Below are 25,293 nucleotides of genomic sequence, written 5' to 3' on the forward strand. Positions count from 1 at the left end.
CGCGGCCGTCGGTACACCGATGTCACGACGGCGGGTCGCGCCGCTCATCGGCGCCCCGGCTCAGCACACACCGCCGGCGGTTCGCCTTTCCGGCGGTGGCCGCCGGCCCCGCATCCCACTCACCCGCCCCCCTGGTACGCCGTCCGCAGCTCCTGCGCGAACTCCCGCAAGGCGCGCAGTCGTTTTGCCGGTTCGGCGATGGCCGTGATCGCCTCTCGGCGGATCATCAGGTCCGCGGTGGCGGCGGTCGCGTGGCGCAGGGACTCCGCGTCGACCATCCCGTCCTCGCGCGCGCGGCGGGCCTCCCAGTCCTTCCCACGGGCCAGCAGCTCATCGACGTGGGCGAAGAGGGCGGGCTCGAGCACCAGGTCGCGCACCTCCCGCCATCCCGGTCCGCCGCTGTCGCGGAACACCAGCAGCAACCGCACGCGGCACGCGACGAGCCGGGCGAGCAGCCCGGCCAGGCGGGCGGGGCTGCGGGCCTCGTCCACACCGTCGACGAGAACGGTGAGGCCCGGCCCGGCAGCGCAGGGGGAGTCACAGGCCGGGCGCTCGCCCCGGCCGAGCAGCCACTCCCGGCACGCGGGGTAGTCGCCGGGCGCGAAGGCGAGCACTCCGCCCAGGAGCCGGTCGATCAGTTCGTCCCGGGAGGCGTCGGCAGGCCGGTGCACGCAGTCGGCGAGGTGTTCCAGATGGCGCAGGGTCCGCTCCCGGCCGCCCCCGCGCTCGACCACGCTGACCTTCACCGGGGTGCCGGACGGGTCGGCCAGCCAGCGCCGCGTCCGCCCGTCGAAACCCCGGTCCCACGCATCGGGACGTGCCACCTCACGCACCGCCGGGGAGATGTCCGCCATGCGCGCGACGGGGATCAGGTACGAGTACGCCAGCACGTTGTCCTGCGGCAGCGGCTCGTCCAGGTCACCCCGCCAGCTGACCACGATCCCCACCACGACCGGTTCTCCGTCCGCGGACACGGCCCATGCCCCGGCCCCGCTGAACCCGCGGCGCACCACTTCCCTGCGGTGCCGCGCGTCGAACTGCACCCGGTGCCCCCTCAGGCCACGCACGGTCCCGGTGAGCACCATGCCGTCGTCGAAGCGCTCGGCGTACCCGGTCACGGTGACCGCGAGCCCCGCGGTGAGCTCCGTCGACAGGACGGCCGGGCGGGCCTGTGGGCGCGGGCTGTCCAGACGCAGCACCGCCACGTCCTCGCCGTCGCCGTCCGGCAGGTCCCGCAACCAGCCGCCGTCGGCGACGCGCGCCGAGACCGGCTCGACGCCCGGGTTCTCCACGAACTCGACCCACATCACCGCGTCCGGGTCCGGGAGCACATGCGCGCACGTGAGGACGGTCCGCGCATCGATGAGAACGCCGGCGCCCCGTACCTCGCCCGCCGCTCCCCCCGACCGCAGCCGCACCCGCCAGTCCGCAGCCAGTTCCCCCATCCTCATCACGCTACGCATCAGGACCCTCCGGGACTAGACTCCTGCCCTTGTCGAATCGGTCAAGCACCAAACGGGGGAAGAGACATGACGGTAAATCAGTCCGAACCGATCGGTCTTGCACAGGCGATCGACTCGATCCGCACGGAACTGGCTCAGGCGGAGCGGGACGGCGCGGGCAGCGACTGGCGGTTCACCGTCGAACAGGTGAGCGTGGAGTTCTCGGTGCAGTTCCACCGGGCCGGTGAGGGCGGCGCGGGGTTGCGCCTGGGCGTCGTGGAGGCGCGCCTCGGCGGCGCGGTGAGCCACGACTCCGTGCACCGGGTGCAGGTGGACCTCAAACCGGCCCCGACACAAAGCGGCGTCGAGCGCATGGTGGGCCGGTGACACGCTCCTCACCCTGGTCTGGGACGTCGGCGTGAACCGGCCGATCGTTCGCGACGACTGCACTTCGCCACCCAGGACGGCATCCCCGGCCGGCCGGCGGCGGGCCGGGGAGGTCCGCCTCACCTCCGGCGGGGTCCGTCCACAGGATCACTGCTCGCTGCCGAACGAGTATGAGGACGAGCGGACCTCGGCAACACCATGCCGATCTGCGTCTCGCGTTCCTGCGGTTCCCGGCCGGTGCTCGACGTCTGACGGAGAGGACAGCCGCACGAGGACTCAGTCGCCGTGCCTGGTGTCCTCGCTCGGCAGGAATCTCTGGCGAGCCCAGAAACCCAGCAGGGCCGTTCCGCCGACCAGCAGCGGCACTGGGTCTCGGGCAGGCGGAGCCAGCACGTATCCCAGCGCCATGGCCGTGCAGACCGTCAGGGGAATGAACGCCGCCGCACCCTCCATCCCCCGTCGCAGCGCGGGCTGAGCGGTGCCCAGGGCGCTCGCCCCGCCGGGCACCCAAGGGGCGACTGCGGCCACCAGCAGTCCCGCGGTGGCGCAGATGTCGATCAGCTGACAGGACATCACCTCGGGGCCGTGCGGGCCGACCGTCCACAGTCGCAGGGTGTCGCCGATCAGCATCAGCGACAGCCCGGCGCTCCCGACCCACAAGGTGGCTCTCTGGTCGCTCCGCACAAGACGGCGCAGGGCGAACAGAAAACTGAGGAACACGACTTCCGCGGTCCACAGGACACCGACCATCCCCGTGCCCAGCCGCCAGCCGTCACCGGACCCGCGCAGCACGACCCATACCGTCATGAACACGACCCCGGCTGTGACGGCCCCGTCGACCACACGCCGCAGCAACACGTGCCGACCTGTACCGGCATCGGCCGCGACCACCAGACCGGCCATCCCCAGGCCGACCGTCAGCGTGGCTCCGGTGACCACCACCGAACCCAGCAACGATCGCATGTCCCGTCCCGAGGCCGCGGGCTGAGCCGACAGCACGGTGACCGCTCCCCGGTACACACCTCCGGCAACCGCGGAACCCGCCAACAGCAGCACACGCGTCCGCACCCGCCCGCCCGTTCCCCTCACGCGGTACATCAAGGATGCCGCCAGCACCCAGCTACCGGTGGACGGCCCGAGGGCCACCATCCGCTCCGCCCCGCTCCCGGCCGCCCACGACCCGCCGAACATCAGCGCTGTCGCCACCAGACATGCCACGCCGACCGTGCCCCAGGTTCGCCCCCAGGCCCGATCGCGGCGGCCCGCACGGAGCCTGAGCGCGTCCGGCGACTTTCCCAACCCCGACATCAGGTGCGCCTTTCCACCGGTCCCCCGTCCGCGGGCCCTCTCCCGCAGTCCCCGGATCCACTCAGAAACCGTAAGGACTCGCCACCGGCCGGCGAACGGAACCATCGGTTCATTCACTCGTACTGCGTAAGAGAGGAGAGCGAACGGCACCCTGTACGACGACATTCGCGAGGCTGCTCCGACATGGACGGGGAGGTATGGCCGCTCGGCATGCCGGGATGGAGGAACTCCACCTCACTGTGCGGAGCGTTCAGCTCGGACTCCTGGACCACCTACCGGATGCCGGGCAAGGCCCCGCCCTGGGTGGACTTCCCCCCAGGACGCGCACTGCGGCGCGTCCACGGGGAGCCCGGAACCGCCCACGACCAGCACGAGAACACGAACCGCCACCCCACATCGGCTCCGTGATCAGCAACGTTCAAGTGGGCGGATCTTCCCCGGCCGGAACCCGGACCACAGGCAGGAGCACAGGCCGCTACCGACAGGGTCGCCGGATGGACACGGCCGTCCGGGCATCGGCCCGCAGACGGCGGGAATGGGCGCACGTCAACGGACCGCATGGCGTACGTCGACCGGGTCAAGGGACGCTTCGGCTCCGTCAAGTGCGCTGGCCCCAGCGGGTTCCAAGAATGATCAAGGGGCCGATTCAAGTCTCCTGAAACGGCCCCTGACCTGCGACTTCCCAAAGTCGGGACGACAGGATTTGAACCTGCGACCCCTTGACCCCCAGTCAAGTGCGCTACCAAGCTGCGCCACGTCCCGATGCGTCTCGCGCGGGCGAGCCGCGTGATCACGCAGGTCAACCCTACCGCATACGGGGAGGCAGCTCGGCGTCGCGGACCTCCCGGAACGGGTGCGTGACGAGCACGCGATCACCGAGGTCCAGGGGTTCGTCGCGCGGGCCGGGGCGGCCGATCCGGGCGCCCGTCCAGCCCGCGAGACCCGCCGTCGAGACGGCGACGGCGAGTACGGCCCACCAAGGGAGCCCCGTCTTGGTGGCATGACCCGCGCAGGCCGCGACGGCCAGGAGGGCCGTGACGGCACCTCCGGCCAGTTCGGCTCGCCTCACGGGTCGGTGCCGCGCCTCGTCCACGTGCTGTCCCCCTTCGCTCGCGCGATCGCAGACCCGGCGTACCTCAACTCCCGGGCATATGCCGCAAACAATACGCGAGTCGGCGGGAACTCCCGACCGGGGCATAGGGGTTGAGGCGGATATCGGTGCCGTATCGGGAGCAGCGCGGCGTGCGGCGCGGGGCGGGTGCGGTCGCGACGCCGGAGGTGACGGAGTGTCCACCCGGTCCCCCCGACACCCCACACTCCGTCGAGGCCGCTCCCCCGCTCACCACGGCTAGGGTCGCCGCATGACGCACAGCTTCGTACTCCACGTCCCCGACGCCGAACTCGAACCCGAGCCCCTCGCGCCCGAGCAGATCGTCTCCGGGACGCCCGAGGTGACCGGGAAGGTGGTGTGGGAGTCGGCGGACGGCCGTCAGGTGCGGGGCGTCTGGCAGATCACCCCCGGGGTGGTCACCGACACGGAGGCCGACGAACTGTTCGTCGTGATCAGCGGCCGGGCGACGATCGAGGTCGAGGACGGGCCGACGCTCACGGTCGGGCCCGGCGACCTCGCCGTGCTGCGCGAGGGCGACCGTACGACGTGGACGGTGCACGAGACCCTGCGCAAGGCCTACGCCATCAACCTCTGAGCGCGGTGCGCGATCAGAGCGGGGGCGCCGTCGATCCGCGGATCTCCAGAGTGGGGACGGCGAGGTGGACCCGGCCCTCGCCCTCCGCGCCCTCGAAACGCTCCAGGAGGCAGCGGGCCGCGCGGCGGCCGACCTCGTGGCTGGTGTTGTCGACCGTCGTGAGCCACACGTGCCGCAGCCGGGCGACGCTCGTGTTGTCGTAGCCGACGACGGACAGGTCGCGCGGAACGCGCAGCCCCAGTTCTGCGGCCGCCGAGAGCACACCGAGGGCGGCGATGTCGTTGACGGCGAAGACGGCCGTGGGCGGCTCGGGGCGGCTGAGCAGCCGGACGGTCGTGCGGTAACCGCTCTCCTCCGTCATGTCGCTCGGCTCGACCACCACCTGGTCCGCGAGGCCGTGCCGGCGCATCGCCGCCTCGAAGCTGCGGCGCCGCAGCTCACCCACCGCGCCGAATCCGGCGATGTGCGCGATACGGCGGTGTCCAAGGCCGATCAGGTGCTCGGCGGCCAGCCGGGCCCCCCGCTCGTCGTCGCCCGCCACGACGTCGACGCCCGGCGGCGCCTTCTCCCGCGAGCCGGCCAGCACGACCGGGATGCGCTCGGCCACCACCCCGAGGGCCGCCGGGTCGGGCAGGGTGCCGACCACGACCAGGCCGTCGACGCGCAGGTCCAGCAGCGGGTCGGCCGGGTCCTGCCCGGTGCGGCGGTTCAGGCGGGCGTCGGCGAGCAGCATGTGCAGGCCGTTGGCGTGCAGCAGGGAGTTCAGGCCGTCGAGGAGGTCGACGAACCAGGGGTTGCGCAGGTCGTTCAGGAGCACACCGACCGTGCGGGTGCGCTGTTCGCTGAGACTGCGTGCGGCGGCGTTGGGCCGGTAGCCGAGCTCCCGGGCGGCCCGGAGCACGGCGTCCCGCTTCTCGGGGCGCACCTGGTCGGAGCCGCGCAGCACCAGGGAGACCAGGGACTTGGAGACGCCGGCCCGGTCGGCCACGTCACGGATCGTCGGCGGTCTCATGCGATGGACCGTTCCACGAGGCGCCACGGCTTGTCAAAGGGTTGACAGCGTCGGCGAACCCCGCTCAGGGTGGCCTGGACAGGTTATGGAACGGTCCAAAAAGGGGCTCTCATGGTGGACACGCTCGGCGTCGCCGTCATCGGATTCGGCTGGATGGGGCGGGTGCACACCCAGGCGTACGCGCGCGTGCGGCACCACTATCCGCAGCTGCCCCTCGTTCCGGAGCTGGTCGCGGTCGCGGAGGAGGTGCCGGGCCGGGCCGAGGAGGCCGCCGCGCAGTTCGGGTTCGCCTCGACGGCCCGCGACTGGCGCGAGGTGGCCGCCGACCCCCGGGTGCGGGCGGTCAGCATCACCGCGCCCAACTTCCTGCACCGCGAGATCGGCGTCGCCATGGCCGAGGCGGGCAAGCACATCTGGATCGAGAAGCCGGTGGGTCTGACCGCCGAGGACGCCGGTGCGGTCGCGGACGCGGTGACCGCGGCGGGTGTGCAGGGCGCGGTCGGCTTCAACTACCGCAACGCGCCCGCCGTCGAGGCGGCCCGCGAGCTGATCGTCTCCGGGGAGATCGGCACGGTCACGCACGTCCGCATCCGCTTGTTCAGCGACTACGCGGCCCATCCCGAGGGCGCGCTGACGTGGCGCTACGAGCGGGAGCGTGGTGGCAGCGGAGTGCTGGGCGACCTGGCCTCGCACGGTGTGGACCTGGCCCGTCATCTGCTCGGCGACATCACCTCGCTGACGGCCGACACGGCCGTCTTCCTCCCGGAGCGGGCCCGCCCGGCCGGTGCCACGGCCGGGCACAGCCGCGCCGCCGGGGGTGAACTCGGCCCCGTCGAGAACGAGGACTACGTCAGCTGTCTGCTGCGCTTCGCCTCCGGGGCGCGCGGTGTCCTGGAGGCCTGCCGGGTCTCGGTCGGCGAGCAGAACAACTACGGCTTCGAGGTGCACGGCACCGAGGGCGCCGTGTTCTGGGACTTCCGCCGCATGAACGAGCTGGGGATCAGCCGTGGCACGACGTACCAGGACCAGGCCGTCACCACCGTCTACGTCGGCCCGGGGCACGGGGAGTTCGCCGCGTTCCAACCGGGGGCGGCGAACGCGATGGGATACGACGACCTGAAGGTCATCGAGGCGTACCGCTTCCTCCGCTCGATCGCCGAGGGCACCGCGTACGGGGCGACGCTCACGGACGCCGTGCACAGCGCGGCCGCCCTGGACGCGATGGCGCGCTCGGCGCGGAGCGGCACGTGGGCAGAGGTGGCCGGGCGCGCGTGAAGCGGCTCCCTCAACCGGGGGCCTGGAGCCGCCGCCCCAGGTAGGCCTTGGTCGGGACGAGCACGAGCCACAGCCACATGATCGTGGGGCCGGTCGCGAAGACGAGCGGGACGGTCATGAGGAAGACCACCACGATCGCGGCGCTGTCGAGGAGGTAGAGCGTGGTCGCCGCCTCGGTGGGCGTGTCGTGCCGCAGCCAGGGGCGCTTGGCCAGCACGGCGGCCACCGCCAGGTGGCAGGCGCCGAGCGCGGCGACGGCCCCCGCGTAGACGGCGACCGAGACGGGCCGGTCGCCGTACTCGGCGAGCAGCCGGGTCGGGAACGGCACGAGGGCCGCGACGCCCAAGCCGAGGACGGACAGGAGGATCACCTGTCCGTCGACCTCCCGCACCCCGCGGAAGATCCTGCGGTGGTCGCGCCAGAAGCTGCCGAGCACCGCGACGCTGAGCGCGTAGGCCCCGAGGTCGGGGAGCACCCGGCGCAGGGCCTGTCGGTACTGGTCGGGTTCCAGGCCCCGCGGCACGGAGAGATCCAGGACGAGCAGCGTGATGGCGATGGCGAACACGCCGTCGGCGAGCGTCAGCAACCGGTCCGGCCCGCCGTCGGGCCGCGATGTCCACATGGGCCCGACGGTAGGCGCCGCAGGAGCCGCGCTCGCGTATCCACGCCCGGCGGTGCCGCCCGGATCACACGGCCGCCTGCGGAGGCATGTTGTACGGCGTCACCACCTGGATCGCCGAGGGCAGGGTCGGTCCCGCCGGCGGCAGCGCGTCGTGGGCGCGCATGACGGTGTGGCAGGCCTCGCGGACGTCCTGGCGCAGGTCGTGGTGGAGCACGGCGGACAGGCGGTGCTCGCGCAGCAGGCGGGTGTTGTCGTGGTCGAGGTCGTGCGCGACGAACACGGCGCATTCACGGCCGAGGTCGTCGAAGGCCCGCAGTGTGGCGATGTTGCCGCCGCCGATGGAGTAGACCGCGCGGATGTCCGGGTCGCGTTGCAGCGCGGCCCGGACGAGGTCGTACTGGGTGGCGTCGAGCCCCTGCCCCTCGGCGATCTCGACCAGGGTGCGCTCGGGGTACCGGGCCCGCATGGCGCTGCGGAAGCCCATCTCCCGCTCCTCCTCGTTGCGGAAGAAGCCGCTGCTGAGGCTGGTGAGGATGTTGCCGGGGCGCTCCCCCAGCCACTGGCCCATCAGGTACGCGGCCGTGGCGCCCGCCGCCCGGTCGTCTATGCCGACGTAGGCGAGCCGGGCGCTGGCGGGCAGGTCGGTCACCAGCGTCACGACGGGGACGCCGGCGGCTTCGAGCCGGCCGACGGCGGCGGTGACCTCGGGAACGTCCGGGGCCTTGAGGATCACGCCCTGCGAGCCGCGGCGGGCGATCCGGTCCAGGATCCGCACCAGCTCAGCGGCCGGGCCGGTCTCGCGGAAGTGGAAGCGGGAGCGGAGCACCGCCGGACGCAGGGACGGGAGTTCGGCCTCCAGGGCGGCCCTGATCGCCGTGGTGAACCGCTCGGGTGCCTGCATCACGATGTCGACCATGAACGTCCGGCCGACGAGCCGGACCTGGGTGCGCTGCCGGTCGAGATCGGCGATGGCCTGGCGGACCTCCCGTGCGGTGCTCTCACGCACCCCTCCCCTGTCGTTCAGCACCCGGTCGACGGTCGCCTCGCTCAGGCCCGCCTGACGTGCGATCTCCCGGATCGGGAACGGGTGGCCCATGCGCCGGCTCCTTGAGGGGTTTTTGATGGCTCGCTGCTGGTTGTTCGAGGGGTTTGTACTGACAAGAATGACAGGGCTGCGTCGCTCCAGTGACCCCCGAAGGGACGACGATGTCCATCACTTCCCTGCACCACCGTGCCTGGCTGTCCGAGCAGGACTGCGACCTCGACGCGTTCCGCGCGCTGGTCGAGCGGGCGACCGACCCCGCCGACTTTCCGCACGCCTCCGCCGTGGAGCGGAACGTGCCGGTCTACGACTGCGGGCTCCTGGAGGGCGACCGGGTCGTCCAGGCCGAGCTGGTGCGGGCGCTGGCCGAGGGGCCCGGCATCGTGGTCTTCCGCAGTGCCTTTCCCGACCCGGACGTCGTGGACCGGGCCACCGGCGTGTTCGAGGCCCTGATCGCCGAGCAACGCGCCTCGGGCGCGACGGCAGGTGACCACTTCGCCCAGCCGGGCGCCAACGACCGGGTGTGGAACGCGCTGGAGAAGGCGGCCCTGTACGACGCGGAGGCATTCGCCGACTACTACGCCAACGAGATCCTCGCCCTGGTGTCCTCGGCCTGGCTGGGCCCCGGCTACCAGGTCACCTCCCAGCTCAACGTGGTCAACCCCGGCGGTGCCGCTCAGACCGTGCACCGCGACTACCACCTGGGCTTCCTGTCCAACGACGTCGCCGCCGCCTACCCGGCGCACGTGCACCGACTCTCCCCCGTGCTGACGCTCCAGGGCGCGGTCGCGCACTGCGACATGCCGGTGGAGTCCGGTCCGACGATGTATCTGCCGCACTCGCAGAAGTACGGGCCGGGCTACCTCGCCTGGCGGCTGCCCGAGTTCCGGGCGTACTTCGAGGCGCACCAGGTGCAACTCCCGCTCGCCAAGGGCGACGCGGTCTTCTTCAACCCGGCCCTCTTCCACGCGGCCGGCACCAACCGCTCGGCGGACATCCGGCGCATGGCCAACCTGCTCCAGGTGTCGTCCGCGTTCGGCCGCGCGATGGAGACGGTGGACCGGGTGGCCCTGGCGGGCGCGGTGTACCCGGTTCTCCTCCGGCGCAAGGCCGAGGGCGCCGACCAGGCATGGCTGGACAACGTCGTCGCGGCGAGCGCCGAGGGCTACCCCTTCCCGACCAACCTGGACAGCGACCCGCCGGTCGACGGTCTCGCCCCGCTCTCGCAGGCGGACCTGATGCGACGCGCGCTGCGCGAGGAGTGGACACCGGAGGCGTTCCGGGCGGAGCTGCGGGCCGGCGCCGGACGCCGAGAGAGCTGAGGAACTCGATGGGACTTCTCGACGACAAGGTCGTCCTGGTCAACGGCGGCAGCCAGGGGGTGGGCGCCGCCATCGCGCGGGCCGCCGTCCGGGAGGGCGCGGTCGTGGCCGTCACCGGGCGGCGCCCCGAGCCGGGCGAGGCCCTGGTGCGGGAACTGACGGCCGCGGGCGGCACGGCCCTGTACGTCCGGGCCGATCTGTCGGACGCCGAGCAGGCGAAGGCCTCCGTGGCCCGGGTCGTCCAGACGTACGGCCGGGTCGACTGTCTCGTGAACTCCGCCGGTCTCACCTCCCGGGGGACGTTGCTGGACACCACGCCCGAGCTGTTCGACCAGCACATCGCGATCAATTTGAAGGCACCCTTCTTCGCGATGCAGGCGGCTGTCGCGGACATGGTGGCGCGCGAGTCGCCCGGCACGGTCGTCAACATCATCACCTCGTCGGCGCACGGCGGGCAGCCGTTCCTCGCACCGTACGTCGCGGCGAAGGCGGGACTGATCGGCCTGACCCGCAACGCCGCGCACGCGCACCGGTGGGACCGGGTCCGGATCAACGGGCTCAACATCGGCTGGACGGCGACCGAGGGCGAGGACGTCACGCAGAAGGCGTTCCACGGGGCCGGGGACGACTGGCGCGAGGAAGCCGCCGCGAAGCTGCCCATGGGCAAGCTCGGCCAGCCGGACGAGATCGCCGACTTCGTGGTCCTCCTGCTGTCGGACCGGTCCGGGGTGGTCACCGGGTCGGTGATCGACTGGGACCAGAACGTCCTCGGCGGACTCGACTGAGCACTTCCCCCGCAAGAAACCCGCACTTCCTCCAGGAGCACACCCCCATGCGTATCGGAATCCTCGGCCTCGGCCGCATCGGCGCCTTCCACGCCGAGACCCTCTCCGGACTCGACGCCGTCGACTCCCTCGTCGTCACGGATCCGTTCGCGGACGCCGCCAAGGCCGCCGCCGAGCGGTTCGGGGCCGATGTCGTGGACTCGCCGGAGGCGCTGCTGGCCGCCGGCGTGGACGGCATCGTGGTCGCCGCCGCGACGGACGCCCATCCGGCGCTGATCCTGGCCGGTGTCGAGGCGGGTGTGCCCGTGTTCTGCGAGAAGCCCGTCGCCCGGACCATGGCCGAGGGCGTCGAGGTGCTCAAGGCCGTCCAGGGCACGGACGTACCGATCCAGATCGGGTACAACCGCCGCTTCGACGCCGGGTTCGTCAACGCCCGTGCCGCCGTGCGCGGCGGCGAGCTCGGCACGCTGCACACGGTCCGCTCCACCACGCTGGACCCGGCGCCCCCGCCGGCCGCGTACATCGCCGCCTCCGGTGGCATCTTCCGCGACTGCTCGGTGCACGACTTCGACATCATCCGCTGGGTGACCGGCCGCGAGGTGACCGAGGTGTACGCCGTGGGCGGCAACCGCGGCGCCGAGTACATCAAGGAGGCGGGCGACGCCGACACCACCGGCGCGATCCTCACCCTCGACGACGGCACTCTCGCGGTGGTCTCCAACTCCCGCCACAATGCCCGCGGTTACGACGTCCGCATGGAGATCCACGGTTTCCAGGACTCCATCGCCGTCGGCCTCGAGGACAAGCTGCCGCTGCGCTCGGTCGAGCCGGGCGTGACCTTCCCCTCGGGCACCCCGCACGACTTCTTCATGGACCGTTTCACCGCGGCCTACCGCGCCGAACTGACCGCGTTCACCGAGGTCGTCGCCGGCACCCGCCCCTCCCCCTGCACGATCGAGGACGCCCTGGAGGCGGGCTGGATCGCCGACGCGTGCACCCTGTCGCTGCGGGAGCACCGGCCGGTGACGATCGAGGAGGTACGGGCGGTCTGACGTGCCGCGGCGGGGCGGGGCCGGCTCCCGCCCCCGTCCTCACCCCGACGGGCCACGGACGAGGGCGGTCAGTTCGGCGCGGCGGTCACCGTCCGCAGGGCGCGTAGAGCGGCCCTCTCGGGACGCACGGGCCCGCGGGGACGCGACGGTTCACGCCCCGCGCCAGACGTTGGCGAACGCCGCGTTCTCCACGGCCCGTCGCCGGCGCACGGCGTCCAGCTCCGTCACGGCGCCGACCACCGCGGCGAACACGGTCTGGGCGACGCCGTGAGGCACGGCGAGGTCCTCGGGCACGTCGTCGCGCGCTCCGACGGCGGCCGCGAGTGTGGTGAGCACCGGCTCGTCGGCCGCCCGGCGGCCCCTGGCGCGCTGCCGGGCGGGAGAGTCGACCGGCGTCGGCCCGGCGGCGCCGCGGAAGGGGATCCAGGAGGCGCGGGGCCGCGCGACCAGTCCCTCCTCGGTCAGGACGGTCAGGTACCGCTCGGCCAGTCCGCGGCCCCGGCGCCACAGCCAGTCCTCGACCGTCTCGTACGGCTTGTCACGCACGAGCCCGGCCGCGGCCTGTTCGAGCAGAGGGTCGTCGAGGGGCGGCGTGCGGCGGGGCACGATGCGATCGTCGTCCAGCGTCACCGCTTCGACGCCGAGGAGGTCGAACACCTCCGCCCCGGCCAGTCCGAGCGACAGGTCACCCTGCGTCACCGGCCGGCTCGTCGCCCCGTCCAGCGCCACGATCATCAGGTCGCGTGCCGTGCCCATCACCGCTCCCCTCTACGACCGGGTTCACGCTACACGCGGCAAGGGGCCGGGGCTGCGACCCGAGCCCCTTGTCACACGTACAGCGCCGGCTTCTCCGCCAGATCGATCTCCACCCGGCCACCGTCCTGCAGTGCCCGGACCCCGGCCTCGCACACCGCCGCCGCCGCGTAGCCGTCCCAGGCGCTCGGGCCCGTCACCTCGCCGCGGCGGGTGGCGTCGATCCAGCTCCGGATCTCGTGGTCGTACGCCGTCTCGAAGCGTTCGGTCCAGTCCTGGGCGATGGTGCCGCCCCAGCGGCCCGCCATGGTGGTGACCAGGGCGTGGCCGTCGCCGATGCGGGCGGTGCCGCGTTCGCAGACGACCTCGGCCTGGACCTGGTAGCCGAAGCCGCAGTTGACGAAGATCTCGACGTCGCTGAGGGCGCCGCCGTCGGTCTCGAAGACGACGAACTGGGGGTCCTGGAGGGCGTCCGGGGCGCTGGCCGACGCGGTGGGACGCAGCACCGTGACCGCCGTGATCTCGTGGCCCAGCAGCCAGCGGGTCGCGTCGGCCTCGTGGGCGACGGAGTCGCTGATGAGCATGGAGCTGGTGAAGAAGGGCGGGCTGGCGACGTTGCGGTGCCGGTTGTGCAGCATCAGCGGCCGGCCCAGCTGGCCCGTCGCCAGCAGGGCCTTCAGCTTCACGTACTCGGGGTCGTAGCGGCGCATGAAGCCGACCTGGACCCGGCGGTGGCCGAGGCGCAGTTCGGCTTCGAGGACGCGCAGCGCGGAGGCCGCGTCGGGGGTGAGCGGCTTCTCGCACAGGACGGGCAGATCGCGCTCGAAGGCGGCGAGCAGGGTGGCTTCGTGGGCCGGGCCCGGGGAGGCGATCAGGACGGCGTCGACGTCGGCCGCCGCCATCGCGGCGACCGGGTCGGTGTGGGCGGTGCAGCCGTCGATGCGGGCGGCGACGGCCTTCGCGCGCTCCGCGTCGATGTCCGCGACGGCGACGACCCGTGCTCCGCTGATGACTTCATGGATGCGGCGCACATGGTCGGCGCCCATCCTTCCGGTACCGATGACCGCGATTCCGAGTGGGGGGCGCTCGCTCATGGCCGTCCTTCCGGGTCGTCAGGCGCCGCAGGACCTCAGGAACTTGCGGGTGCGCACCGCGATGGGCAGCGGCTTGTCCGGCTCGCAGGGGTACATGTCCTGCTCGACGATGGCGAACAGGTCCACGCCCAGCTTCTGGGCGGCCGTGAGGACAGGACCCAGCTCCGGGACACCGGCGGGCGGTTCGCACATCACACCGCGCGCGACGGCCGGGCCGAACGGGATCTCGTTCTTGACGACGTCGGCCAGGATCTCCGGGTCGACCTGCTTGAGGTGCAGATAGCCGATGCGCTCGCCGTAGGTCTCGATCAGCTTGACGCTGTCGCCGCCGCAGTAGGCGTAGTGCCCGGTGTCCAGGCAGAGGTTGACGTGGTCGGAGTCGGTCGAGTCGAGGAACCGCTCGACGTGCTCCTCGGTGTCGATGTGGGTGTCGGCGTGCGGGTGGACGACGATGTCCAGTCCGTAGCGGTCCTTCACCTCACGGCCGAGGCGCTCCATGCCCGTGGTGAGGTTGCGCCACTGCTCGGTGGTGAGCTCCGGGGGCTCCAGGATCTCGGCGGTCTTGTCGTCCCGCCAGAAGGACGGGATGACGACCAGGTGCTTCGCGTCCATGGCCTGGGTGAGGGCGGCGACCCGGCTGACCTGCTCCCAGGTGGAGTCCCACTCGGAGGGGCCGCGGTGCAGGCCGCAGAAGATGGTGCCCGCGGAGACCTCGAGGTTGCGCCGGGTCACCTCGTCGGTGAGCCGGGCCGGGTCGGTGGGCAGGTAACCGTAGGGGCCGAGTTCGATCCAGGAGTAGCCGGCCTCGGCGACCTCGTCGAGGAAGCGTTCCCAGGGCACCTGCTGAGGGTCGTCGGGGAACCAGACGCCCCAGGAGTCGGGGGCGGAGCCGACCCGGATGCGGTCGAGCGCGAAGGCCATGTCAGGACTTTCCTTCCGAAGACGTGGCTACGGGAGCGGTGAGGTCCCCCTCCTCGGGGAGCTCCTCGACGTCGACGCCGCGGACCTGCGCCAACTCGTGCTTGAGGGAGGCCAGTTCGGCGCCGCCGGCCATATGGTTGGTCAGCTCTTCGAGGCTGACCTCGCTGCGGGAGGCGGACAGTTCCATGGTGCCGAGGCGCAGCACGCTGAAGTGGTCGCCGACCATGTAGGCGTGGTGCGGATTGTGGGTGATGAAGATGACGCCCAGGCCCTTCTCGCGGGCGACGGCGATGTACTTCAGCACCACACCGGACTGCTTGACGCCGAGGGCGGCGGTCGGCTCGTCCAGGATGAGGACGCGGGCGCCGAAGTAGACGGCGCGGGCGATGGCGACGCACTGGCGCTGGCCGCCGGAGAGCGTGCCGATGGGCTGTTCCATGTCGTCCAGGACGATGCCCATGTTGCGCAGTTCCTCGTCCGCGGTCTTCTTCATCTTCTCGATGTCGAGACGGCGCACGGGCCAGGGGCCCTTGGTCATCTCGGAGCCGAGGAAGAAGTTGCGCCACACCGGCATCAGCGGGACGACCGCGAGGTCCTGGTAGACCGTGGCGATGCCCTTGTCGAGGGCCTCGCGCGGGGTGGAGAAGCGCACCGGTTCGCCGTCGACGAGGAACTCGCCCTCGGTGTGCTGGTGCAGACCCGAGATGATCTTGATGAGGGTGGACTTGCCGGCGCCGTTGTCGCCGAGGACGCAGGTCACCTTGCCGGGGTGGACGGTGAGGTCGACGCCGTGCAGGGCGCGGATGTTGCCGTAGGACTTGCCGGCGCCGCGCAATGCGACGAGGGGACGCTCGTCGGCGGGCGGGGTGTCCTTCAGGACGGCACCGTGGGTGCCCGTTTCTTTGCTGGTCATCGCGGTCACCTCCGGGTCGCCGTGCGCTGGACCCACAGATTGATGAGGACGGCGCCGAGGAGCATCACGCCGAGGAAGGCCTTGAACCAGTCGGGGTTCCAGCCGGCGTAGACGATGCCCTGCTGCACCATGCCGAACATGAAGGCGCCGAAGACCGGACCGATCGCGGAGCCGTAGCCACCGGTGAGCAGACAGCCGCCGATGACGGCCGCGGCGATGTAGATGAGCTCCTGGCCCACGCCCTCGCCGGACTGCACGGTGTTGAAGGAGAACAGCTGGTGCATGCCGACGAACCATGCGCCGAAGCCGACCAGCATGAACAGCGAGATCTTGGTGAAGGTCACGGGCACGCCGACGGCCCGTGCGGAGTCCTTGTTGCCGCCGACGGCGAAGATCCAGTTGCCGTACTTGGTGCGCAGCAGCACCCAGGTCGCCAGGGCGGCGAAGACCAGCCACCACACGACGGTGATCTTGACGTTGACCCCGCCGACGGTGAAGGTCGAGGCGAAGAGCTTCTGCGCCTGGGTGAAGCCGTCCATGTCGCTGATGTCGTCGGTGGCGACGTTGCCGGTGACCAGCTTGGTGATGGCCAGGTTCACGCCCTGGAGGATCAGGAAGGTGCCCAGGGTGACCAGGAAGCTCGGCAGGCCGGTCTTGACCAGCAGCCAGCCGTTGAAGGCACCGATCGCGAGCGAGACGAGCAGGGCGACGATCACGCCGACCCAGACGTTCATGGTCAGCTGGTAGCTGAGCATCGACGCGGTGAGCGCCGAGGTGACCACGGCGACACCGGCGGACAGGTCGAACTCGCCGCCGATCATCAGCAGGGCCACGGGCAGCGCCATGATCCCGATGGTCGACGACTGGTACAGGATGTTGGCCATCGAGCTGCCGTCGCGCACCGGCGGCGCTGCGAACAGGAAGAACACGAACACGGCGACGGCGCCGAGGAAGACGCCGACCTCGGGCCGGGCCAGCAGCCGCAGCGCCAGCGGGCGCTGCCGCGTCCGGCCGTCGGACTGCTCAGGGCCGGGAGCCGGCGGTGTTCCCACCGCCGGCGTGGCCTGCTGGGTCATGCTCATCACCGGGTGCCCTTCGCGGCGAACTCCCCGATCTTGTCGACGTTGGACTTGTCGACGAAGGCCGGGCCGGTCAGCACGGGCTGCTCGCCGCCGCCGCTGTAGTTGCCGTTGTTCTTGTAGAGCCACAGGCCGTCGACGGCCAGGTAACCCTGGAGGTAGGGCTGCTGGTCGACGGCGAACTGGATGTCGCCGGCCTTGATGGACTTGATCAGGTCCTTGTTGAGGTCGAAGGTGGCGATCTTCGCCTTGCTGCCCGCGTCGCCGGCCGACTGCACCGCGGTCAGCGCGAAGGGCGCGCCGAGCGTGACGACGTAGTCGATGGACGGGTCCTGCTTCAGCTTGGCGGTGATCGTCGACTTCACCGACGGCATGTCGGTGCCGTTGACGTTCTGCGGGTCGACCTTGCCCTCGAAGGTCTTGGCGACGCCGTCGCAGCGCTGGGTGAGGCCGACGTTGCCCTGCTCCTGCATGACGCAGAGGACGTGCTTGGCGCCGACCTCGTTGAGCTTCTTGCCGAAGGCCTCGCCCGCCACGGACTCGTCCTGGCCGAAGAACTCCAGCAGGTTGAGCTTCTTCCAGTCGCTCAGGCCGGAGTTGAGTCCGACCACGGGTATGCCGGACTTCTCGGCCTTGCCTATGACGCCCTTGAGGGCGTCCGGCTTGGCGAGCGTGACGGCGATGCCGTCGACCTTCTGGTCGATGGCGTTCTGGACCAGGTTGGCCTGGTTGCCGGCGTTCGGGTCGGCGGAGTAGATGAGCTTGATGTTGTCCTTGGCGGCCGCGGCCTCGGCGCCCTTGCGGACGGTGTCCCAGAAGGTGTCGCCGGGCGCCTGGTGCGTGACCAGGGCGACGGTCATGCGCGGCGTGTTGGCCTTGCCGGCGGAGGCGTTCGCGCCGCCTTCCTCGGACTTCTTGCCCCCGGAACTGCTGGAGCAGCCGGCGAGGGTCAGGGCCGCCGCCGCGGCCACGGCGACGACGGGCGCGAACCTGCGAGAGCGGGGGTGAGAAGAGCGGTCCATCTTTCCTGGCACCTCACTGTGCTACTGCGGGGAAAGGGAAGGGATCACGAAGGGATCCGTGGTCCCGGAGCCTTACGGAGTCCGGATCATGATGCCGCAAACCGACTGTTGCGATGGCACGGGATACAAGTCCCTGCCGCGCCCGCTGTCAATACTTTGTTAAGACATCATTTCACAAGCAGGTCCGAATGTAAGTACAAACTATTGACAGCCCCGCCCTCCGAGACCTACACCTGGGAGGCGGCAGGTCCCGTGGATCCACGCCCCCACCGTGTCAGGGCGCCCCACGACCCGCATCCCCAGCTTCCCGAGGAGGTCGCGCATGGCCGAACCAGCCCAGTATTTCGATGTGATCACGATGGGCCGCATCGGGGTCGACCTCTATCCGCTGCAGACCGGCGTCCCCCTGGCCCGAGTGGAGACGTTCGGGAAGTTTCTTGGAGGTTCGGCGGCCAATGTGGCGGTCGCCGCGGCCCGCCTCGGACGCCGCACGGCGGTGATCACGCGCACCGGCGACGACCCCTTCGGCACGTATCTGCACGAGGAGCTGAAGAGCTTCGGCGTCGACGACCGCTGGGTCACCCCGGTCGCCGCGTACCCGACCCCGATCACGTTCTGCGAGATCTTCCCGCCGGACGACTTCCCGCTGTACTTCTACCGCCGGCCCAAGGCCCCCGACCTGGAGATCCACACCGACGAGCTGGACTACTTCGCGATCCGGGGGGCCCGGATCTTCTGGATCACCGGTACCGGCCTGAGCGAGGAGCCCAGCCGCTCCGCCACGCTCGCCGCCCTCAAGGCCCGCGACAAGGCGGGCGCCACCGTCTTCGACCTCGACTGGCGCCCGATGTTCTGGCGCGATCCCGAGGAGGCCCGCCCGTACTACCGCGAGGCGCTGCGCCACGCCACGGTCGCGGTCGGCAACCTCGACGAGTGCGAGATCGCCACCGGCGTGCGCGAGCCGCAGGCCTGCGCGGACGCGCTGCTGGAGGCCGGAGTGGAGCTGGCCGTCGTCAAGCAGGGTCCCAAGGGTGTCCTCGCCGTGCACCGCGACGGCACCCGGGCCGAGGTCCCGCCGGTGCCGGTCGAAGTCGTCAACGGCCTGGGCGCGGGCGACGCCTTCGGCGGCTCGCTCTGCCACGGCCTGCTCGCCGGCTGGGACCTGGAGCGGACCATGCGCCACGCCAACGCCGCCGGCGCCCTCGTCGCCTCACGCCTCGCCTGCTCCTGCGCGATGCCCACCGGGTCAGAGGTCGAGGACCTCCTCACCGGGGTGCCGTCGCCGAGCACGAGCCACTGAAACGGAGCCTTCCTTGAACATCGGCATCCCCGACCTCGCCACGGTCCGAGCGCGCACACCCGAGGCCGTCGCACAGGCGGCGGCCCGCCGGACGCGCCGGCCGTTGATCGGCGACAGCGGCCGGCTGATGATCGTGGCCGCCGACCACCCGGCGCGCGGCGCCCTCGGGGTCGGCGACCGGCGCCTGGCCATGGCCAACCGCGCGGACCTGCTGGAGCGGCTGTGCACGGCGCTGTCGAGGCCGGGTGTCGACGGGGTGCTCGCCACCGCCGACATCCTGGAGGACCTGCTCCTGCTCGGGGTGCTGGAGAACAAGGTCGTCATGGGCTCGATGAACCGCGGGGGCCTCGCCGGCGCCGCCTTCGAGATGGACGACCGCTTCACCGGCCACCGCGCCGAGGACATCGCCCGGCTCCGCTTCGACGCGGGCAAGCTCCTGCTGCGCATCGACTACGACGACCCGGGCTCGCTGACCACCCTGGAGTCCACCGCGCGGGCGATCGACGCCATGGCCGCCCACCAGCTGCCCCTGTTCGTCGAGCCGTTCCTCTCCCGGCGCGTCGACGGCACGGTCCGCAACGACCTGTCCGCGCAGGCCGTCACCCGGTCGATCGCGATCGCCTCCGGCCTGGGCGGCACCTCCGCCTACACCTGGCTGAAGCTGCCCGTCACCGACGACCCGGACGACATGGCCGAGGTCCTGGAGACCTCCACCCTGCCCGTCGTCCTGCTCGGCGGCGAGGTCGGCGGCGACCAGGAGGGCGCCTACGAACGCTGGCGCAAGGCCCTGCGGCTGCCCACCGTCCAGGGCATGGTCGTCGGGAGGTCGCTGCTCTACCCGGCCGGGGGCAGCGTGGAAGAAGCGGTGGACACGGCCGTCGGTCTGCTGTGAACCGGTCAGTTGTGAGTCGCTCCGCTGTGACCCGAAAGGCACACGATGACGTATCACCTTCCCGCGGGTAAGGCCCTCGGCGGCCCCTACACCGTCGACATCACTCCCGAGAAGGCCGGCTGGGGGCATTCCAGCCTGCGGATCCTGGAGCTGCCGCCGGGCGGCGCGCACTCCTTCGACACCGGCGACAGCGAGTGGATCGTCGTCCCGCTGAGCGGCGGCTGCACGGTCGCCGCGGCGGACGGCACCGGCCAGGACACCTTCGAGCTTCAGGGCCGGGCCGACGTGTTCAGCGGCGTCAGCGACTTCGCGTACGTCCCGCGCGACGCGCGCGCGAGCGTGACGTCCGTAGGCGGCGGCCGGTTCGCGCTGACCGGCGCGCGCTGCACCCGCCGGCTGCCCGCCCGCTACGGCCCGGCCTCCGAGGTGCCCGTGGAGCTGCGCGGCACCGGGAACTGCTCCCGGCAGGTCAACAACTTCGGCGCGGCCGGGGTCTTCGAGTGCGACAAGCTCATCGCGGTCGAGGTGATCACCCCGGGCGGCAACTGGTCGTCGTTCCCGCCGCACAAGCACGACGAGCACCGGCCGGGTGAGGAGTCCGTGCTGGAGGAGATCTACTACTTCGAGTTCGCCGGCCACGACGGTGTCCCCGGACTCGGCTACCAGCGCGTCTCGCCCTCCGGACCGGGCCGGGACACCGACGTCCTCGCCGAGGTCCGCGACGGCGACGTCGTCCTGATCCCGGACGGCTGGCACGGCCCGTCGATGGCCACGCCCGGCCATCACATGTACTACCTCAACGTCATGGCCGGCCCGCAGGCCGAGCGCGCCTGGCTGATCTGCGACCACCCCGACCACGCCTGGGTCCGCGAAACCTGGCCGGACCAGCCGGTCGACCCCCGCCTCCCCCTCTACACCGCCCCGGAGACCTCCCGATGAGCGCCCCCACCCGCCGACTGACGACCGCCCAGGCGCTGGTGCGGTTCCTGTCCGCCCAGTACACCGAGCGGGACGGCGTGCGCCGCCGGCTGATCGCCGGGACCTGGGGCATCTTCGGCCATGGCAACGTCGCCGGGATCGGCCAGGCTCTGATGGAGGCAGGCATCGGGCCGGACGCCGCCATGCCGTTCCACCAGGGCCGCAACGAGCAGTCCATGGTGCACGCGGCCGTCGGCTACGCCCGGCAGCTCAACCGCCTCTCCGCGCAGGCGGTGACGACCTCGATCGGTCCGGGCGCCACCAACCTGGTCACCGGCGCCGCCCTGGCGACGATCAACCGGCTGCCGGTGCTGCTCCTGCCCGGCGACTACTTCGCCTCGCACGCCCCCGACCCGCTGCTCCAGCAACTGGAGCACCCCGTCGAAGCCGACGTGTCGGTCAACGACACGCTGCGCCCGGTGTCGAGGTACTTCGATCGCGTCACCCGCCCGGAGGCGCTGATCCCCTCGGCGCTCCAGGCGATGCGGGTGCTGGCCGACCCGGCCGAGACCGGCGCCGTCACCCTCGCCCTGCCCCAGGACGTGCAGGCCGAGGCGTACGACTGGCCGGAGGAGTTCTTCGCCGAACGCGTCTGGTACGTGCGGCGTCCCGCGCCCGACCCGGTGGAACTGACCGCAGCCGTCGAGGCGATCCGGTCGGCCGGGCGGCCGCTGATCGTGGCGGGCGGCGGCGTCCACCACAGCGAGGCCGAGGAGGCGCTGAAGGCGTTCGCGCAGGCCACCGGCATCCCGGTCGCCTCCACCCAGGCGGGCAAGGGGTCGCTGCGCCACGACCATCCCGCCGACCTCGGCGGCATCGGCCACACCGGCACGGCGGTCAGTGACGCACTCGCCCGCACCGCCGACCTGGTGATCGGCGTCGGGACGCGCTACACGGACTTCACCACCGCCTCCGGCACGCTCTTCCAGAACCCGGACGTACGGTTCCTCAACCTCAACATCACCGCCTTCGACGCGCACAAGCTGGCCGCGCGGACGCTGGTCTGCGACGCGCGGACCGGTCTCGAGAAGCTGTCCGAAGGGCTGGCCGGGCACCGCGTGTCCGAGGCGTACGAGGCCGAGTACCGCACCGGCAAGGAGCGCTGGGACGAGGTCGTCGAGACCGCCTACCGCGCCGCCGACGAGAACGCGGTCCCCACTCAGACGCAGGTGCTCGGCGCGCTGGACGCGGCCGTCGGCGACGAGGACGTGGTCATCAACGCGGCCGGCTCGCTCCCCGGCGACCTGCACAAGCTGTGGCGCTCGCGCAGCCCGCGCCAGTACCACCTGGAGTACGGCTACTCCTGCATGGGGTACGAGATCCCGGCCGGCATCGGCGTCCAGCAGGCCGCCCCCGGCACGCCGGTGTGGGCGCTGGTCGGCGACGGCACCTACCTGATGATGCCGACGGAGATCGTCACCGCCGTCCAGGAGCGCCTGCCGGTCAACGTCGTCCTCCTCCAGAACCACGGCTACGCCTCCATCGGCGGCCTGTCCGAGGAGACCGGCGGTGAGCGCTTCGGCACCGCCTACCGCTTCCGGGCCGCCGACGGCACCTTCACCGGCGCCCCGCTCCCCGTCGACCTCGCCGCCAACGCCGCCAGCCTCGGCATGGACGTGCTGCGCGCCAAGACCGTGCGCGAGCTGCGCGAGGCCCTGGCCGCGGCCCGCGCCTCCGACCGGCCGACGTGCGTGTACGTCGAGACCGACCCGGCCTCGACCGCTCCCCCGGCCGAGGCCTGGTGGGACGTGCCGGTGGCCGAGACCGCCTCCCGCGAGGCGGCCGTCGAGGCACGCGAGCGCTACGAGCGCCAGGCGGCCGGACGCCGCCGTCACCTCTGATCCTCCCGCTGCCGCTGAACCCATGCTCCAGGAAAGGCCCTTGCGCACCATGAAGACCATCACCCACTGGATCGACGGCAAGCCCGTCGAGGGCACCTCCGGCCGGTTCGGCCCCGTCTACAACCCGGCGACCGGCGCCCAGGAGAAGCAGGTCGCGTTCGCGTCCGTCGAGGAGGTGGACGCCGCGGTCGCCTCCGCCAGGGCCGCCTTCGAGAGCTGGGGTCAGTCCTCCCTCGCCAAGCGCACGGCGATCCTGTTCAAGTACCGCGAGCTGCTGGACGCCCACCGCGACGAGATCGCCGAGCTGATCACGGCCGAACACGGCAAGGTGCACTCCGACGCGCTCGGCGAGGTCGCGCGCGGCATGGAGATCGTGGAGCTCGCCTGCGGGATCTCCGTCCAGCTCAAGGGCGAGCTGTCCACCCAGGTCTCCACGCGGGTCGACGTCGCCTCGATCCGCCAGCCGCTGGGCGTGGTCGCGGGCATCACGCCGTTCAACTTCCCGGCGATGGTGCCGATGTGGATGTTCCCGCTGGCCATCGCGTGCGGCAACACCTTCGTGCTGAAGCCGTCGGAGAAAGACCCGTCGGCCTCCTTCCGCCTGGCCGAGCTGGCCTGCGAGGCGGGTCTGCCGGAGGGCGTCCTGAACATCGTGCAGGGCGACAAGACGGCCGTGGACCGCATCCTGGAGCACCCGGACGTCGAGGCGGTCTCGTTCGTCGGCTCGACGCCCATCGCCAAGTACATCCAGCGAGCGGCCGTCGAGCACGGCAAGCGGGTGCAGGCGCTCGGCGGCGCCAAGAACCACATGCTGGTGCTGCCCGACGCCGACCTCGAACTCGCCGCCGACCAGGCCATCAACGCCGCGTACGGCTCGGCGGGCGAGCGCTGCATGGCCGTGTCGGTGGTCGTCGCCGTCGGCGACATCGGTGACGAACTCGTCGGCAAGATCGCCGAGCGTGCGAGGAACCTGCGGATCGGCCCGGGTGACGACCCGGCGTCCGAGATGGGCCCGCTGATCACCCGCGAGCACCGCGACAAGGTGGCGTCGTACGTGTCCTCGGCCGCCGAGCAGGGCGCCGAGGTCGTCGTCGACGGCACGGGCTTCTCGGTGGAGGGCCATGAGAACGGCTTCTTCCTCGGTGTCTCCCTGCTGGACCGGGTGCCGCTGACGGCGGACGCCTACCGGGACGAGATCTTCGGCCCGGTGCTGGCGGTCGTACGGGCGGAGACGTACGAGGAAGCCATCCAGCTGATCAACTCCTCCCGCTGGGGCAACGGCACGGCGATCTTCACCCGGGACGGCGGCGCGGCCCGCCGCTTCCAGCTGGAGGTGAAGGCGGGCATGGTCGGCGTCAACGTGCCGATCCCGGTCCCCGTCGGCTACCACTCCTTCGGCGGCTGGAAGGACTCGCTCTTCGGCGACCTGCACGTCTACGGCAACGACGGCATCGCCTTCTACACCCAGGGCAAGGTCATCACCACGCGCTGGCCGGACCCGTCCGACGGCGGCATCAACCTCGGTTTCCCGAGCAACTCCTGACACGCTCCTGACACCCGAAGGGGGTTCCGCCATGGCGAAGACCGGTGACCGGGCCCGCACCACGGCGGCCTCCGCGCTCGGCTCGCTCGACTTCGCCCTGGACCGGGGCAGTCCCGTGCCGCTCTACCACCAGCTCGCGCAGCAGCTGGAGGCGGCGATCGAGCAGGGGGTGCTCGCCCCGGGGAACCTCCTGGGCAACGAGGTCGACCTGTCCGTGCGCCTCGGCCTGTCCCGCCCCACCGTCCGCCAGGCCATCCAGTCCCTCGTCGACAAGGGGCTGCTGGTCCGGCGGCGCGGGGTGGGCACGCAGGTGGTGCACAGCCAGGTCAGGCGCCCCCTGGAACTGAGCAGCCTCTACGACGACCTGGAGGAGGCCGGTCAGGCACCGACCACCGAGGTCGTGCGCCACGAGGTCGTCCCGGCCTCCTGTGACGTGGCCGCCGCCCTGGGTGTGCCGGAGGGCGGCGAGGTGACCGTACTGGACCGGGTGCGCCGCACCCACGGCCGTCCGGTGGCCCTGCTGTGCAACTACCTCCCGGCGTCCCTGCTGGAGCTGGACAGCGCGCGCCTGGAGGCCACGGGCCTGTACCGGATGATGCGCGCGGCGGGCATCACCCTGCACAGTGCCCGCCAGACGATCGGCGCCCGCGCGGCCACGGCACAGGAGGCGACCCGCCTGGACGAGCGGGAGGGGGCGGCGCTGCTCACCATGCAGCGCACGGCGTACGACGACACGGGGCGCCCGGTCGAGTACGGGACGCACCTCTACCGGGCTTCGCGTTATTCGTTCGACTTCCAGTTGCTGGTCCGGCCTTGACCGGAGCCGGCATCCGGGCGCGAAGCCGACCGTCCTCGTCACCGGCGGGGTCGTTTCCGGCCGGCCAGGACCCCTCCGCGTCGAGGCGGCGCACACGCCTCGCCCTGCCGACGAGCGGCAGCACGATCCGGCTGCCCGCCGGGAAACCGGTACAGGGGGCCGGCGTCTCGGTACGGTCGGGTCGCAC

At 71.7% G+C, this 25,293-nt stretch carries 25 protein-coding genes and 1 tRNA gene; 13 read left to right on the forward strand and 13 right to left on the reverse strand.

Translation table 11 applies throughout. The annotated features are described in order from the left end of the window. Window positions 1-119 precede the first annotated feature (119 nt). On the reverse strand, window positions 120-1,445 hold the full coding sequence (locus ACIQHQ_RS06640) for a trypsin-like serine peptidase (RefSeq protein ID WP_402610644.1): 1,326 nt from the start codon (window positions 1,443-1,445) through the stop codon (window positions 120-122). 84 nt (window positions 1,446-1,529) lie between these two features. On the opposite strand from ACIQHQ_RS06640, the gene ACIQHQ_RS06645 reads away from it, so the two are divergent. Then, window positions 1,530-1,829, forward strand: coding sequence for a trypco2 family protein (locus tag ACIQHQ_RS06645; RefSeq protein WP_402610645.1), 300 nt, complete (start codon window positions 1,530-1,532; stop codon window positions 1,827-1,829). Window positions 1,830-2,105: 276 nt separating this feature from the next. Here the strand turns inward: ACIQHQ_RS06645 and ACIQHQ_RS06650 are convergent, their stop codons facing one another. After that, window positions 2,106-2,792 carry a hypothetical protein gene (locus ACIQHQ_RS06650; protein ID WP_402610646.1) on the reverse strand — a complete coding sequence of 229 codons (687 nt, stop codon included), beginning with the start codon at window positions 2,790-2,792 and terminating at the stop codon, window positions 2,106-2,108. Window positions 2,793-3,320: 528 nt separating this feature from the next. On the opposite strand from ACIQHQ_RS06650, the gene ACIQHQ_RS06655 reads away from it, so the two are divergent. Next, window positions 3,321-3,545, forward strand: coding sequence for a hypothetical protein (locus tag ACIQHQ_RS06655; protein WP_402610647.1), 225 nt, complete (start codon window positions 3,321-3,323; stop codon window positions 3,543-3,545). Between the two features lie 280 nt (window positions 3,546-3,825). Here ACIQHQ_RS06655 and ACIQHQ_RS06660 read toward each other — a convergent pair. Then, window positions 3,826-3,899, reverse strand: a tRNA-Pro gene (locus ACIQHQ_RS06660). Window positions 3,900-3,942: 43 nt separating this feature from the next. After that, window positions 3,943-4,206: a hypothetical protein gene (locus tag ACIQHQ_RS06665; RefSeq protein WP_402610648.1), complete on the reverse strand. Its 264-nt coding sequence runs from the start codon at window positions 4,204-4,206 to the stop codon at window positions 3,943-3,945. 292 nt (window positions 4,207-4,498) lie between these two features. Between ACIQHQ_RS06665 and ACIQHQ_RS06670 the strand changes: the two genes are divergently transcribed. Then, window positions 4,499-4,843 carry a cupin domain-containing protein gene (locus tag ACIQHQ_RS06670; RefSeq protein WP_402610649.1) on the forward strand — a complete coding sequence of 115 codons (345 nt, stop codon included), beginning with the start codon at window positions 4,499-4,501 and terminating at the stop codon, window positions 4,841-4,843. 13 nt (window positions 4,844-4,856) lie between these two features. Here ACIQHQ_RS06670 and ACIQHQ_RS06675 read toward each other — a convergent pair whose 3' ends face one another. Further along, a complete protein-coding gene (locus ACIQHQ_RS06675) occupies window positions 4,857-5,855 on the reverse strand; it encodes a LacI family DNA-binding transcriptional regulator (RefSeq protein ID WP_402610650.1) in 999 nt (332 codons plus the stop codon). Window positions 5,856-5,966: 111 nt separating this feature from the next. Between ACIQHQ_RS06675 and ACIQHQ_RS06680 the strand changes: the two genes are divergently transcribed. Continuing rightward, window positions 5,967-7,130, forward strand: a complete 1,164-nt coding sequence (locus tag ACIQHQ_RS06680) for a Gfo/Idh/MocA family protein (protein ID WP_402610651.1) — start codon at window positions 5,967-5,969, stop codon at window positions 7,128-7,130. 10 nt (window positions 7,131-7,140) lie between these two features. Here the strand turns inward: ACIQHQ_RS06680 and ACIQHQ_RS06685 are convergent, their stop codons facing one another. Further along, window positions 7,141-7,752, reverse strand: coding sequence for a TMEM175 family protein (locus tag ACIQHQ_RS06685; protein ID WP_402610652.1), 612 nt, complete (start codon window positions 7,750-7,752; stop codon window positions 7,141-7,143). A gap of 64 nt (window positions 7,753-7,816) precedes the next feature. Beyond that, window positions 7,817-8,848, reverse strand: a complete 1,032-nt coding sequence (locus ACIQHQ_RS06690) for a LacI family DNA-binding transcriptional regulator (protein ID WP_402610653.1) — start codon at window positions 8,846-8,848, stop codon at window positions 7,817-7,819. A gap of 110 nt (window positions 8,849-8,958) precedes the next feature. On the opposite strand from ACIQHQ_RS06690, the gene ACIQHQ_RS06695 reads away from it, so the two are divergent. Genes ACIQHQ_RS06695 through ACIQHQ_RS06705 form a run of 3 tightly spaced genes read left to right on the forward strand, consistent with a single transcriptional unit; the run spans window position 8,959 to window position 11,953 of the window. Further along, complete coding sequence (locus tag ACIQHQ_RS06695; protein WP_402610654.1) at window positions 8,959-10,116, forward strand: phytanoyl-CoA dioxygenase family protein; 1,158 nt, start codon at window positions 8,959-8,961, stop codon at window positions 10,114-10,116. 8 nt (window positions 10,117-10,124) lie between these two features. Then, window positions 10,125-10,901 carry an SDR family oxidoreductase gene (locus ACIQHQ_RS06700; RefSeq protein ID WP_402610656.1) on the forward strand — a complete coding sequence of 259 codons (777 nt, stop codon included), beginning with the start codon at window positions 10,125-10,127 and terminating at the stop codon, window positions 10,899-10,901. A 47-nt stretch (window positions 10,902-10,948) separates the two neighbouring features. After that, window positions 10,949-11,953, forward strand: coding sequence for a Gfo/Idh/MocA family oxidoreductase (locus ACIQHQ_RS06705; RefSeq protein ID WP_402610657.1), 1,005 nt, complete (start codon window positions 10,949-10,951; stop codon window positions 11,951-11,953). Between the two features lie 150 nt (window positions 11,954-12,103). On the opposite strand, the gene ACIQHQ_RS06710 is transcribed toward ACIQHQ_RS06705, so the two are convergent. The 6 genes from ACIQHQ_RS06710 to ACIQHQ_RS06735 form a co-directional block, all read right to left on the reverse strand. Further along, the gene (locus ACIQHQ_RS06710; RefSeq protein ID WP_402610658.1) at window positions 12,104-12,709 is read right to left on the reverse strand and encodes a GPP34 family phosphoprotein; all 606 of its coding nucleotides are present in this window, start codon (window positions 12,707-12,709) and stop codon (window positions 12,104-12,106) included. A gap of 71 nt (window positions 12,710-12,780) precedes the next feature. Further along, window positions 12,781-13,800 carry a Gfo/Idh/MocA family protein gene (locus tag ACIQHQ_RS06715; protein WP_402610659.1) on the reverse strand — a complete coding sequence of 340 codons (1,020 nt, stop codon included), beginning with the start codon at window positions 13,798-13,800 and terminating at the stop codon, window positions 12,781-12,783. A gap of 18 nt (window positions 13,801-13,818) precedes the next feature. After that, entirely contained in the window at window positions 13,819-14,721 is a 903-nt protein-coding gene (locus ACIQHQ_RS06720) for a sugar phosphate isomerase/epimerase family protein (RefSeq protein ID WP_402610660.1), read from the reverse strand. Between the two features lies 1 nt (window position 14,722). After that, a complete protein-coding gene (locus tag ACIQHQ_RS06725) occupies window positions 14,723-15,634 on the reverse strand; it encodes an ATP-binding cassette domain-containing protein (protein WP_402610661.1) in 912 nt (303 codons plus the stop codon). Window positions 15,635-15,639: 5 nt separating this feature from the next. Continuing rightward, window positions 15,640-16,716: an ABC transporter permease gene (locus ACIQHQ_RS06730; RefSeq protein WP_402610662.1), complete on the reverse strand. Its 1,077-nt coding sequence runs from the start codon at window positions 16,714-16,716 to the stop codon at window positions 15,640-15,642. Beyond that, entirely contained in the window at window positions 16,716-17,735 is a 1,020-nt protein-coding gene (locus tag ACIQHQ_RS06735; protein ID WP_402610663.1) for a sugar ABC transporter substrate-binding protein, read from the reverse strand. Before ACIQHQ_RS06735 ends, ACIQHQ_RS06730 begins: the two co-directional genes overlap by 1 nt. Before the next feature lie 322 nt (window positions 17,736-18,057). Here ACIQHQ_RS06735 and iolC point away from each other — a divergent pair, with 322 nt between their 5' ends. Genes iolC through ACIQHQ_RS06765 form a run of 6 tightly spaced genes read left to right on the forward strand, consistent with a single transcriptional unit; the run spans window position 18,058 to window position 25,106 of the window. Then, window positions 18,058-19,035 carry a 5-dehydro-2-deoxygluconokinase gene (gene iolC, locus ACIQHQ_RS06740; protein ID WP_402610664.1) on the forward strand — a complete coding sequence of 326 codons (978 nt, stop codon included), beginning with the start codon at window positions 18,058-18,060 and terminating at the stop codon, window positions 19,033-19,035. Between the two features lie 13 nt (window positions 19,036-19,048). Beyond that, window positions 19,049-19,927 carry a deoxyribose-phosphate aldolase gene (locus ACIQHQ_RS06745; protein ID WP_402610665.1) on the forward strand — a complete coding sequence of 293 codons (879 nt, stop codon included), beginning with the start codon at window positions 19,049-19,051 and terminating at the stop codon, window positions 19,925-19,927. 45 nt (window positions 19,928-19,972) lie between these two features. After that, a complete protein-coding gene (iolB, locus tag ACIQHQ_RS06750; protein ID WP_402610666.1) occupies window positions 19,973-20,866 on the forward strand; it encodes a 5-deoxy-glucuronate isomerase in 894 nt (297 codons plus the stop codon). After that, the gene (iolD, locus tag ACIQHQ_RS06755) at window positions 20,863-22,746 is read left to right on the forward strand and encodes a 3D-(3,5/4)-trihydroxycyclohexane-1,2-dione acylhydrolase (decyclizing) (RefSeq protein ID WP_402610667.1); all 1,884 of its coding nucleotides are present in this window, start codon (window positions 20,863-20,865) and stop codon (window positions 22,744-22,746) included. Before iolB ends, iolD begins: the two co-directional genes overlap by 4 nt. A 49-nt stretch (window positions 22,747-22,795) precedes the next feature. Then, the gene (locus ACIQHQ_RS06760) at window positions 22,796-24,289 is read left to right on the forward strand and encodes a CoA-acylating methylmalonate-semialdehyde dehydrogenase (RefSeq protein ID WP_402611577.1); all 1,494 of its coding nucleotides are present in this window, start codon (window positions 22,796-22,798) and stop codon (window positions 24,287-24,289) included. 31 nt (window positions 24,290-24,320) lie between these two features. Continuing rightward, on the forward strand, window positions 24,321-25,106 hold the full coding sequence (locus ACIQHQ_RS06765; RefSeq protein ID WP_402610668.1) for a GntR family transcriptional regulator: 786 nt from the start codon (window positions 24,321-24,323) through the stop codon (window positions 25,104-25,106). Window positions 25,107-25,293 lie beyond the last annotated feature (187 nt).

This window comes from Streptomyces sp. NPDC092370, from assembly GCF_044755265.1.
Taxonomy (GTDB): Bacteria; Actinomycetota; Actinomycetes; order Streptomycetales; family Streptomycetaceae; genus Streptomyces.